The sequence below is a fragment of the Pseudonocardia sp. genome (genome assembly GCF_025465255.1).
In the GTDB taxonomy this organism is placed as follows: Bacteria; Actinomycetota; Actinomycetes; order Mycobacteriales; family Pseudonocardiaceae; genus Pseudonocardia.
The window spans coordinates 1-10,639 of record NZ_JAODNI010000084.1; the positions used below are offsets into that span (position 1 = coordinate 1).

General features: G+C 74.0%; 13 protein-coding genes. 5 read left to right on the forward strand and 8 right to left on the reverse strand.

Annotated features, from left to right (window positions below):
* Positions 1-150: 150 nt before the first annotated feature.
* A complete protein-coding gene (locus JWP64_RS08850; RefSeq protein WP_297494391.1) occupies positions 151-501 on the forward strand; it encodes a metallopeptidase family protein in 351 nt (116 codons plus the stop codon).
* Positions 502-608: 107 nt separating this feature from the next.
* On the opposite strand, the gene JWP64_RS08855 is transcribed toward JWP64_RS08850, so the two are convergent.
* From JWP64_RS08855 to JWP64_RS08865, 3 genes are all read right to left on the reverse strand, one after another.
* Positions 609-1,301 carry a histidine phosphatase family protein gene (locus JWP64_RS08855; RefSeq protein ID WP_297494393.1) on the reverse strand — a complete coding sequence of 231 codons (693 nt, stop codon included), beginning with the start codon at positions 1,299-1,301 and terminating at the stop codon, positions 609-611.
* On the reverse strand, positions 1,298-2,236 hold the full coding sequence (gene pheA, locus JWP64_RS08860; RefSeq protein WP_297494396.1) for a prephenate dehydratase: 939 nt from the start codon (positions 2,234-2,236) through the stop codon (positions 1,298-1,300). Before pheA ends, JWP64_RS08855 begins: the two co-directional genes overlap by 4 nt.
* A 195-nt stretch (positions 2,237-2,431) precedes the next feature.
* On the reverse strand, positions 2,432-3,340 hold the full coding sequence (locus tag JWP64_RS08865; RefSeq protein ID WP_297494399.1) for a hypothetical protein: 909 nt from the start codon (positions 3,338-3,340) through the stop codon (positions 2,432-2,434).
* A gap of 115 nt (positions 3,341-3,455) precedes the next feature.
* Between JWP64_RS08865 and JWP64_RS08870 the strand changes: the two genes are divergently transcribed.
* Positions 3,456-4,268, forward strand: coding sequence for a DUF2470 domain-containing protein (locus tag JWP64_RS08870; RefSeq protein ID WP_297494402.1), 813 nt, complete (start codon positions 3,456-3,458; stop codon positions 4,266-4,268).
* Positions 4,269-4,278: 10 nt separating this feature from the next.
* On the opposite strand, the gene JWP64_RS08875 is transcribed toward JWP64_RS08870, so the two are convergent.
* Complete coding sequence (locus tag JWP64_RS08875) at positions 4,279-4,605, reverse strand: DUF3817 domain-containing protein (RefSeq protein WP_297494404.1); 327 nt, start codon at positions 4,603-4,605, stop codon at positions 4,279-4,281.
* Entirely contained in the window at positions 4,605-5,138 is a 534-nt protein-coding gene (locus tag JWP64_RS08880; RefSeq protein ID WP_297494406.1) for a hypothetical protein, read from the reverse strand. Before JWP64_RS08880 ends, JWP64_RS08875 begins: the two co-directional genes overlap by 1 nt.
* Before the next feature lie 41 nt (positions 5,139-5,179).
* Between JWP64_RS08880 and JWP64_RS08885 the strand changes: the two genes are divergently transcribed.
* Complete coding sequence (locus tag JWP64_RS08885) at positions 5,180-5,980, forward strand: CPBP family intramembrane glutamic endopeptidase (RefSeq protein ID WP_297494409.1); 801 nt, start codon at positions 5,180-5,182, stop codon at positions 5,978-5,980.
* A gap of 44 nt (positions 5,981-6,024) precedes the next feature.
* Here the strand turns inward: JWP64_RS08885 and JWP64_RS08890 are convergent, their stop codons facing one another.
* Positions 6,025-6,933, reverse strand: coding sequence for an SDR family NAD(P)-dependent oxidoreductase (locus JWP64_RS08890; RefSeq protein WP_297494412.1), 909 nt, complete (start codon positions 6,931-6,933; stop codon positions 6,025-6,027).
* A gap of 102 nt (positions 6,934-7,035) precedes the next feature.
* On the opposite strand from JWP64_RS08890, the gene JWP64_RS08895 reads away from it, so the two are divergent.
* Positions 7,036-7,569: a ferritin gene (locus JWP64_RS08895; protein WP_297494415.1), complete on the forward strand. Its 534-nt coding sequence runs from the start codon at positions 7,036-7,038 to the stop codon at positions 7,567-7,569.
* 77 nt (positions 7,570-7,646) lie between these two features.
* Here JWP64_RS08895 and JWP64_RS08900 read toward each other — a convergent pair whose 3' ends face one another.
* Positions 7,647-8,591 (reverse strand): DUF5926 family protein, encoded by a 945-nt coding sequence (locus JWP64_RS08900; RefSeq protein WP_297494418.1) that lies wholly within the window; start codon positions 8,589-8,591, stop codon positions 7,647-7,649.
* A gap of 24 nt (positions 8,592-8,615) precedes the next feature.
* On the opposite strand from JWP64_RS08900, the gene JWP64_RS08905 reads away from it, so the two are divergent.
* The gene (locus JWP64_RS08905) at positions 8,616-9,797 is read left to right on the forward strand and encodes a cytochrome P450 (protein WP_297494421.1); all 1,182 of its coding nucleotides are present in this window, start codon (positions 8,616-8,618) and stop codon (positions 9,795-9,797) included.
* A 54-nt stretch (positions 9,798-9,851) separates the two neighbouring features.
* Here JWP64_RS08905 and JWP64_RS08910 read toward each other — a convergent pair.
* Positions 9,852-10,639, reverse strand: a 788-nt coding sequence (locus JWP64_RS08910) for a DUF4328 domain-containing protein (RefSeq protein WP_297494424.1), incomplete at its 5' end; no start/stop codon positions are given.

The window sequence follows — 10,639 nt, forward strand, 5'->3', positions numbered from 1 at the left end:
CAGCGGCGGGGCCCCGCCCTCGGAGGCCGCGCCCCCGAGCGGCGAGGCCCCCGCCCCGGTGCCGCCGCCGGCGGATCCCGCCGCCCCGACCACCGAGCCCGCGGCCGACCCGGGGTCGCCGCCCGTCTCGGTCGGGACGTAGGGCGGACCGTGCCCGTCGTGATGGGTCGGCAGCGGTTCGAGGAGCTGGTGTCCGACGCGCTCGACACCGTGCCGCCCCGGCTGACGGCGGCGATGGACAACGTGGTCGTGCTGGTCGAGGACCGGAACGACGAGGACCCGTCGTTGCTCGGGCTGTACACCGGCGTCGCGCTCACCGAGCGCACCGGTGACTACGGCGGCGTCCTGCCGGACCGGATCACGATCTACCGGGACGCGATCCTCGATGTGTGCGACTCGGTGGACGACGTCGTCCACGAGGTCGCGGTCACCGTGGTGCACGAGATCGCCCACCACTTCGGGATCGACGAGGACACCCTCCACGACCTCGGCTGGGGCTAGAGGGTTTGTTCCGGACCGCGTAGGCCCGCAGGAAGGCCCGCACCCGGTGGCTGACGGGAGCGGCGCGCTCGCCCTCGCCGGCGCCGTCGCGCTACTGATCGCGCAGCTCAGCGCGTCTCGGGCGGCGCCCCCGCCGTCACGTCCCCGGTGAGGGTCGGGCCGGAGTCCCACCATTCGAGCGCCCAGCCCGTCTCCGTGCCGGCGTCGCGGCGCAGCACCACCCGCCCGGTGTTCGGGACGTAGCTGGTCTCCGCGGTGTCCCCGAGCAGCGCGCCCGCGGCCAGCCGCATCGCCGCGCCGTGGCTGACGAGCACGACCATCGACCCGGCCGGGTAGGTCGCCTCGGCGTGCTCCACGATCCGCTCGACGACCGGCAGGTAGCGCTCGCGCAGCTCCTTCGCCGACTCCCCGCCGGGCAGCGAGCGGCCCAGGTCCCCGCCCCACCAGGCCTCGTAGACCTCCTCGAACTCCCGGCGGGCGAGGTTGTCCGAGCGGCCCTCGAGCTCCCCACAGAAGATCTCGTGCACGCCCTCGATCGGGGTGACCTCCAGCCCCAGCGCCCGCGCGATCGGCTCGGCGGTCTGTCGCGCGCGCTGCGCGAGGGATGCGTAGACCGCACGGACCGGCCAGTCCGCGAGCAGCTCGGCGACGGTCCCGGCCTGCTCGTGGCCCGTCTCGTTCAGCGGGTGGCCGGGCAGGACCGTGTCCAGCATCCGCTCCACGTTCGCGTCGGTCTGGCCGTGGCGCACCAGGACCAGGCGCAGCTCGTCGCGCTCCGGCTCGTACGGCGAGAACGTCATGTCCGCACCCCGTCCCTCAGATCGGCCAGCCAGCGTTCGGCGGCGGCGTACTCCTCCGCCCCGGGTCCCGGGGCCGGCGAGGTACCTCCTGCGGCGGCACCGGCGGTCCCGGTGGCGCGCGGATAGGACCCCAGGAAGCGGACCACGTCGCAGCGGCGGTGCAGCGCGGCGAGCGCCTCCCCCATCGCCGGCTCCGCGACGTGCCCGCTGCAGTCCAGGTGGAACCAGTACTCGGCGTGCCGGTCCTTGATCGGCCGGGACTCGATGCGGGTCAGGTCGATCCCGCGCATCCCGAGCTCGGTGAGCAGCTCGAGCAGCGAGCCCGGCCGGTTCTCCGTCCGGGCCGCGAGCGTCGTGCGGTCCCGACCGGTGGGCGGCGCGGGCTTCGACGGCCGGGTGAGCAGGACGAACCGGGTCACGGCGCCGGGATTGTCCGCGATGTCGTCCGCCAGGACGTCGAGGCAGTGCTGGGTGGCGGCGAGCGGGCTGGACACCGCGGCGTCGACCTCGCCCCGGGCGACCTGCGCGGCCCCCTCCGAGGTGGACGAGCAGGTCCGCATCTCGGCGTCCGGCAGGTTCGCCGCGATCCAGCCGCGGGTCTGCGCGATGCCGTGCGGGTGCGAGGCGACGGTGCGGATGTCCTGCCGCGTCGTGCCGGGGCGGACGAGCAGCGTGAAACGGACGGCGACGAGCGCCTCCTTCACGATGACGAGCGGCGGGTCGTCGACCAGGCCGTCGAGCACGGGAGGCACGGCACCCTCGACGCTGTTCTCGATCGGCACGCAGCCCGCGTCGACGGAGCCTTCGCGGACCGCCGCGAGGACGGCCGGGCTGCCGGCGAGGGGCACGAGCTCCGCGTCACGGGACTCCGGAAGGGACCGGAGCGCCTGTTCGGTGAAGGTGGCGTGCGGGCCGAGGAAACCGATTCGGGGCACGAAGGTCGACTGTAGCGACGGCCATGACGGGCCCCGCCACCGGTTCCCCTCGTCCGGTTGGTCCGTATCGACCACACCACTCACCCGACGTCAGAACTTCCGAACCGCGGTTCCCAGGCTCGGCGAAACCAGGACCGGGGGCGCACCTCGTCCCGGCGGCGGAAGGGGGCTAGCCGGCGCCGGGCGCGTCCCCCTCTACTCCAGGAGACCCAGGGCGACCAGGTCCTTGATCGGCACCGGTTCCGGGTCGAGCCCACAGCAGCCCAGGAGCCCGCGGACACCTTCGACGCCCCGGCCCGGGAGCCGCTGGAGCTCGCGGGCGAGCGTGGGCCCGTCCGTCTCGCACAGCGCGCCCACCACGGTGCCGTCCGGCTCGCCGACCTTGATCGCGCGGGCCACCGCGACCAGCAGGTTCAGCACCCCGTGCCGGCTGCGGTCCTGCGCGGTCTCCGCAGCGGGCCGCACGACGTCCCGCAGGCCCATCGCGGCGAACCCGCGCCCGGCGGAGACGGCGACGTCCACGAACCGCTCGACGTCGGCGATCGTCGGCACGTCCGAGACGCGCGGACCGCCGGCCCGCAGCTTCGGCACGCATCCGTGCTCGGCGACCCGGCGCACCGCGTCCAGCCAGGCGTTCGTCTCCTCCTCGGTGCCCGCCAGCGGGCGCCGCGGCTCGACGACGGGCGTGACGTCCTCGGGCACGAACTCCGAGACCCGCTCCAGCCACACGGCGTCGACGTCCGGGGGCGCGGCGGTCTCGACCGTGCGCGGCGTGAGCAGTGTGGAGCGGGAGAACACAGTGGACAGGGCCTTGGGCACGGCGCCGAGCCCGGTGTCGACGACGAGCGCGAGATCGACCGGACGCGCGGGCGCGGACCGGGCCAGCTCGGTCACCAGCGCGGGGAGCCGGGACGCGGGGCACACGAGACGCCCCACGAGGCCGCCGTAGCTGCCGTCACGGGCCGAGAGATAGCGGGCCACCACCGCGTCGATGCCCGGGGCGACCATCCTGGGCTGCATCAGGCTGGTGTCGTCCATCAGCCCGGACAGCAGCGGAGAGATCGGCCACGGGTCGGCGGGAGAACCCGAGGGCACGGTCGTCACGGCCACGACGCTAAACCTCCTGGGGGTGCGGCCCTCGGTCGGGTACCGCTGCCGCCCTGGACAGCCGGCCCACAACCGCTATAGCTTAGCCTCACCTAACCAGGAGGTGATCACCGTGGGAGGCACCCGACTCCGGCGTCCGCCGGCCCCGACGGACGCCGAACGTGCCCGCAGCGTGGCGGTCCGCGGCGGTCACGCCGCCCTCGTCGGGACCGGCGCCCCGGAACCCGTCGTGCCGCTCGTGCACCACCTGCACGCCGACGGTTCCGCGGTGCTGCTGCTGGCCGACGACTCCCCGGTGCTCACCCGGATCCGGGAGGCCGAGGACGGCGAGCTCCCGGTGATGCTGGAGATCACCGACCGCGCCCCGGTCGACCTGCGGGAGCCCGTCCGCGCACTGCTGTGGATCACCGGCCGGCTGCACGAGCCCGACGCGGGGTCCGCGCGCCGCGCCGCCCTGCAGGTCGCCGACGTGGCCCCACACCCCGGCCTCCTCGACCTGGGGCACGGCGCCACACTCGTCCGGCTCAGCCCCGGCTCCGCGGTCCTCGCGGACGCCGAGGGCAGCGCGGTGCTCGCCCCCGTGGACCTGGCCGCGGCCCGTCCGGACCCGTTCTGCCGGCTCGAGGACCACTGGCTGAGCCATCTCGAGGAGGCCCATCCGGACGTCTTCGACGCGCTGGCCCGGCACCTGCCGCCCCCGCTGCGCGCCACCCGAGGCGCCCGGGTCCGGCCGCTCGGGGTGGACCGCTGCGGCCTGCGGCTGCGCGTGGAGACCCCGCAGGGCGATCACGACGTGCGGCTGGCGTGGCAGCACGACGTCACGACGGTCGAGGAGCTGCGCACACAGCTCGGCCTGCTCGTCGGGTGCCCGTTCCGCTCGGCGTCACCGCGCGAGGTCGGGAACGTGGTGGACGAGCCGGGCTGACCGCCTGCGGTCAGCCCGCGGGGTTCTGGGCCGCGAGCCTGTCCTGGACGCGGTGGGTGACCTTGCGCTCGGCGATGAACGAGCAGATCGGGATGGTGCCCGCGACCAGCACGAGCAGCGCGAACACCGGGGTGAACCGGGCGCGCTCGGCGAGCAGCAGCGCGCACACGATGTAGATCATGTACAGGAAGCCGTGGAACATCCCGACGACGGCGACCGGGCCCGGGGTGTCGAAGAAGTACTTCATCGGCATCGCGTAGAAGACGAGTACCAGCAGCCCGACACCGGTGACCCACGCGGCGATCCGGTAGGCCTTCAAGGCGAGGGAGATCGACATCAGCTCTCCTGGTCCCGGGCGGCGAGCTGCGCCAGCATCCGGTTGTAGGCGGCCAGCCGGGGGTCCTCGTCGTCGGTGACGGGGGTCGCTGCCGGCACGGGGGTCGGGGTGAAGGGCGACGGTCCACGGTCCCAAGGAGCGGGTTCCCGGTCGTCCTCGGTGGTCGCGGCGGCGTCCGCGCGCGGCCCGGGGGTCTTCTCCGGGGCGATCCGCTCCGGGCCGACCTCCTTCGGGGCGGGCGGCGGCGCGAGCGGCTCGGCCGTCGGGACCGCCGGCGTCTCGTGCTCCTCGGGCTCCTCGCCCTCGAGCCGGCGCACCTCGAGGCGCAGGAAACGCCACCACATGTAGCCGAAGAAGAGGGCGAAGAACGGCCACTGAAGGCCGTAGCCGACGTTGGCGGCGGTGCCGAGGTTCGACCCCGCCCGGTCCCACTGCCACTTGGACAGCCAGACGCAGGCCGCCATCGCACCGAGGGTGAGCAGGTGCCAGAGGATCCAGCGGGGGGAGAACACCAGCTGTCGCACGAGCGCCATCCTACGCGTTGTAGAAGAAGGACCCCGGGTAGCGTCGCACCGTGGCCCTTCGGGAATGGCTGGCGCCCGCGCCGTCCGACGCGGTGGCCGTCGTGCGGGACCGCGCCGGCCGCCGGCTGCTGGTCCTCGAGATCCTCGTCGTCCTGACCGTCACCCTCGGGCTCTCGGCGCTCCGCAGCGCGCTGTCGCTGCTGGACTCGCTCCTGTCGTCCACCCCGCTGTCCGAGCAGACCGTCGCGCTCAACGCGCCGGCCGCGCAGGTGGGCCTCGTGGACCTCGCGCTCCAGCTGGTGCGGGCCCTGCAGCTGGTCGGCTGGGGCGCGCTGGGCGCCTACCTCCTGCTGCGCGGCGGGATCGCGCTGGCCCGCGTGGGGCTGGACGCCCGGCGCCCCGGCCGGGACGCCGCCGGTGCCGTCGGCCTCGCCGCGCTGATCGGCATCCCCGGGCTCGGTCTCTACCTCGTGGCGCGGGCCCTCGGCGTGAGCCTCGACGTGGCCCCCAGCACCCTCGACGACGTCTGGTGGCGCACCCCGGTCCTCCTGCTCTCCGCCGCGGCGAACGCCTGGGCGGAGGAGCTGGTGATGATCGGGTACCTGCTCACCCGGTTCCGCCAGCTCGGCTGGTCCGAGAACCGCTCGGTGCTGGTGTCCGCGCTGCTGCGCGGGGCCTACCACCTCTACCAGGGGGTCGGCGGGTTCGTCGGCAACGTCGTCATGGGGCTGGTGTTCGGCCGGGTGTGGCAGCGGACGAACCGGCTCTGGCCCCTCGTCGGCGCGCACGCGCTGATCGACATCGTGGCCTTCGTCGGTTACGCCCTGCTGCCCACCGGCTGGATCTCGTAACGGCGACCCCGCGCGCTGTGGAGCCACAACGCGGGGTCCCGGGGTCAGAGGATCTTGTAACGCATACGGTCCATCATGTTCTCCGGGCCGGGCTGGATGCCGGAGGCGGTGAACAGGCCGTCGATCTGGCCGGCCAGCTCGGACGGGTCCCAGCGCCGGCCGCCGTTGGTCACCTCGGCGACCGAGGTGAACGGCTGGAAGATCTCGACGCTGTCCCCCTGCACGCCGAAGACCTTGCCGCTGATGTGGCTCGACTCGTCCGAACAGAGGTAGGCGACGAGCGGCGCGACGTTCTCGGGCGCGAAGAAGTCGAACCCGCCCCGCTCCAGCTCGGCGTCGCGCTGCCGCTTCCACTCCTCCGGCATCAGGTCCAGCGTCATCCGGGTGAGTGCGGTCGGGGCGATCGCGTTCGACGTGATGCCGGCCCGGGCACCCTCCATCGCCACGATCGTGGAGAACGCCGCGATGCCCGCCTTGGCCGCGCCGTAGTTCGTTTGGCCGAAGTTGCCGAGCAGGCCGGACGTGGACGCAGTGCTCACCACGTGGCCCGGCCGCTTGTTCTCCCGCCAGTACTGCACCGCGGCACGCGTGGGGAGGAAATGTCCCCGCAGGTGGACGCGGACGACGGCGTCCCAGTCGTCGTCGGTCATCTTGGCGATCGTGCGGTCCCGCAGGATGCCCGCGTTGTTGACCAGCGCGTCGAGGCCGCCGAACTCCTCGACCGCCGCGTCGACCAGCGAGTTCGCGACGCCGGCGTCCGCCACGTCCCCGCCGACGGCGACGGCCCGGCCGCCCGCGCCGACGATCTCCTTGGCGACCGCGTCCCCCGCGTCCGGGTCGAACTCCGCCACCACCACCGCCGCACCCTGTGCCGCGCACTCGAGCGCCTCACCGCGCCCGATGCCGCGCCCGGCACCGGTCACGATGACGACCTTGCCATCGAGAAGTCCCATGCCCGGAGGTTATGGATCGGACGTTCGATTGGGGAAGTGCCGCTCGTCACACTACGCTGTTCTGGAACCATTCCAGAAAAGTTCCGGGGCTACCATCGCCGGGTGTCCGACTCGAAGTTCCTTGCCCTGCTCAGAGACCAGATCCGCAACGAGTTCACGGCGAGCCAGCAGTACACCGCCGTCGCGGTGTGGCTCGACGACGAGGATCTTCCCCAGCTCGCCGCGCACTTCTACGCGCAGGCGTTGGAGGAGCGGAACCACGCGATGAGCATGGTCCAGTACCTGCTCGACTCCGACGTCCGCGTCGCCATCCCCGGGGTCGACGAGGTTTGCAACGACTTCGCGAGCGTCGAGGACGTCGTGCGGCTCGCATTGGCCCAGGAGAAGCAGGTCACCGAGCAGGTCACCACGCTCGCGCGGACCGCCCGGGACGAGGGCGACTACCTCGGCGAGCAGTTCATGCAGTGGTTCCTGAAGGAGCAGGTCGAGGAGGTCGCGTCCATGTCGACGCTGCTCACCGTCGTCCAGCGCGCCGGGGACAACCTGTTCCACATCGAGGACTTCGTGAACCGCGAGCTGCAGAAGGCCACCGGGACGGACACCACGGCGCCGCCGGTCGCCGGGGGCCGCGTCTGACGCGCCGTTGACCTGCACGAACGGCACTCTCGCGCACACCTACCGCGTGAGAGTGCCGTTCGTGCGTTCGGGCCGGGTCAGCGCAGGGTGACCTGCTTGCCGGCGATCGCGTCCCGGGCGCCGCGCTCCTGCGTCGTCAGCGGGGTCTCGTCGGCGAGGGCCTGCGCCAGGCGCTTCGCGAAGGCCGCGGCGGGCTTCGCCCATTCCTTCGCGTGCAGCTCCCGGTCCAGGTCCCACACCGGGACGAGCAGGCCGTGGGCCCGGAACGCGCCGGCGTAGCGGCTGCCCTCCGAGAGCTCCAGCGCGCCGGCCGCGTGCAACCGGGCCAGGGCCGCCATCAGCGAGTCCTCCGGCTCGGGGCGCACCCAGCGCAGGTGTGCCTTCGCACCCGTGTCCACCCAGTAGGCGGCGCGGACGCCCGGCCCGGCGACGGCCTCGGTCGGCATGATCACCGAGTTGGCGCGCTCGAGGGTCGCGGCGACCTCGGGGGACGTCTCGTCGACGCCCTCGGCGATCCACCAGGCGAAGTCCGGGAACAGCTCCGGTTCCAGCGGCGCGTCCGCGATCAGCAGGTCCTGCAGCCGCACCACCTCGCTGCCGCCGACCCCGGGACCGACGACGGACAGTGCCTCGCCCGGTTCCGCCTGCTCCGCCCAGCGCAACGCTCTGGCGACGTCCGCCGAGAGGTCCCCGGAACGGGTCTGCACCTGCATCCCGAGCAGGATCTCGCCGTCCGGCCGGACCAGCGCCGCGGAGGCGCCGGGCAGCACGGACGCGATCCGCACCGGGCGCTCGCCCTTCGTGCGCAACGGGAGCGGCGCGACGGCGGACGGCAGGAACTCCCGCATCGCGACCAGGTCCGGCTCCGCGGCCAGCCCCTCGAACGGGCGGGTGACGATCACGTCGTCGCCGGCTCCGTGGCACGCCTTGTAGCGCTTGCCGGAACCACACGGACAGGGGCGGCGGGGGTTCTCACCGTCGGCCGCAGCAGCGGCGGCGCGGTGGCGATTCTTCTTGGCCATCAGGGGTGCAAAGGTAGCGGAGTGATGCCGTTCGACCCTTCTGACCCCGCGTTCCTGGCCGATCCGTATCCGACGTTCGCGCGACTGCGGGCCGAGGCCGAGGTCCATCCGCATCCGGGGCTCGGGATGCCGGTCGCCGTGTCGCACGCGGCCTGCTCCGCCGTGCTGCGCCGCCGCGGCCTCGGCCGGATCTGGGCGGACGCCGAGCCCGCGGACTCCTTCACCGCCTTCAACCTGCTGCACCGCAACTCCCTCCTCGAACGGGAGGGGCCCGGGCACTCCCGGCTGCGTGGGCTCGTCGCGTCGGCGTTCGGGCGCGGGCACACCGCCCGGCTGGAGCCCTGGGTGCGCGGGCTGGCCGCCCGGCTCGTCGACGACCTGGCCGCCCGCGTCGCCGACGACGGCGAGGCGGACCTCCTCGAGCACGTCGCCGCGACGCTGCCGGTGCAGGTGATCGCCGAACTGCTGGGCGTCGAAGGGCCGGAGCGCGCGCTGCTGCGGCACTGGTCCAACACCATCGTCACGATGTACGAGCCCGATCCGGGCCAGGACCGGCGGGCGGCGGCCGAGAAGGCGTCCGCGGAGTTCGTCGGGGCACTGCGCGAGCTCGCCGCCTTCCGCCGCCGGACGCCGTCGGACGACCTGGTCAGCGGCCTGCTGGCCGAGGCCGCGGCGGACGGGGCGCGCCTCTCCTCCGACGAGCTCGTCGGCACCGCGGCCCTTCTGCTGATGGCCGGGCACGAGGCCACGGTGAACGTGATCGGCAACGGGGTCCTCGCCCTGCTCCGCCGCCCCGACGAGTGGGCCCGGCTGGATCCCGCGCCGGCCCCGACGGCCGTCGAGGAGCTCATCCGGTTCGACGCGCCGCTGCAGCTGTTCGAGCGGACCGCGGTCGTCGACGTCGAGGTGGCCGGGTTCCCGGTGCCCGCCGGGACGAAGATCGCCGCCCTGCTGGGGGCCGCCGCGCACGATCCGGCGGTGTTCGCCGAGCCCGGGCGCCTGGACCTCGACCGGAACCCGAACCCCCACCTCGGCTTCGGCGCGGGCGTGCACTACTGCCTGGGCGCCCCGCTGGCCCGGCTCGAGGTGGCGGCGGCGCTGGAGGCGCTGCGCGCACGGCTGCCGGCCCTGACGCTCGCGGGCGATCCTCCGCGGCGGCCGGACTTCGTCATGCGGGGACTGGTGCGCCTTCCGGTGACGGCCTGAAGCCGACACTCGCGGCCCCTCCGTGTCGGCACGCGGACGAAAGGACCACGAGCGTCATGCAGGTACGGGCTCCGCCGGCGGTCTGACCGCGACCAGGATCTCCCGTCGATCCCCCGCGGGAGGGGCGAGCAGCGCCGTCAGCCGGCGGGTGACCTTCAGTGTGAGCACCGCCGTCGCGACCGCCGTGAGGTCCACCAGCGCGTGCAGCACCACGCCGTCGGCGCGGGCCTGGGCGCCCGTGCGCAACGACCACAGCAGCGTGAGGACGCCGAGCACCACGCCCGGCGCCCACACCGCCCACCAGAGGAGGACCGTCCGGGACGGTCGCGGCCGCTCGTTCGGGGAGCGGTCCAGCCCGGCGTGCTCGATCTCCGCGAGCAACGAGCCCGGCACGCTCAGGTTCGGCCCCGGCACCAGCCAGCCCAGGACGACCATCAACGGACTGCGGGAGGGCCGGGTGGCCGTGCGGTCGCCCGCGGCCTGCAGGGCGCGCAGCGACCATGTGACGAGGACCAGCCCGGAGAGCACGGACGCGGTGACCGAGGCCCACCCCGCGGTGCGGACCAGGCCGTCCGACCAGCGGACGGCCGTGGTGGACAGGGCGTCCGTGCGGCTCGCGAGCAGCAGGACGTACCGCCAGGTCTCGGCCCCGGCGGCGACCAGCGCGACGGCCGCGGTGATCCACAGCAGCGGCACCAGCCGGCTCAGCGCGACCCGGGCGCGGAGCAGCGCGCTCGGCGGCGCGGGCGGCGTGCTCGTCCGCCAGGGCCCGGGCGGGAAGCCCCAGCGCGGGACGAACGGGTAGCGCGGCGGGCCTCCGTAGGGCGGGCGCGGGGACGTCC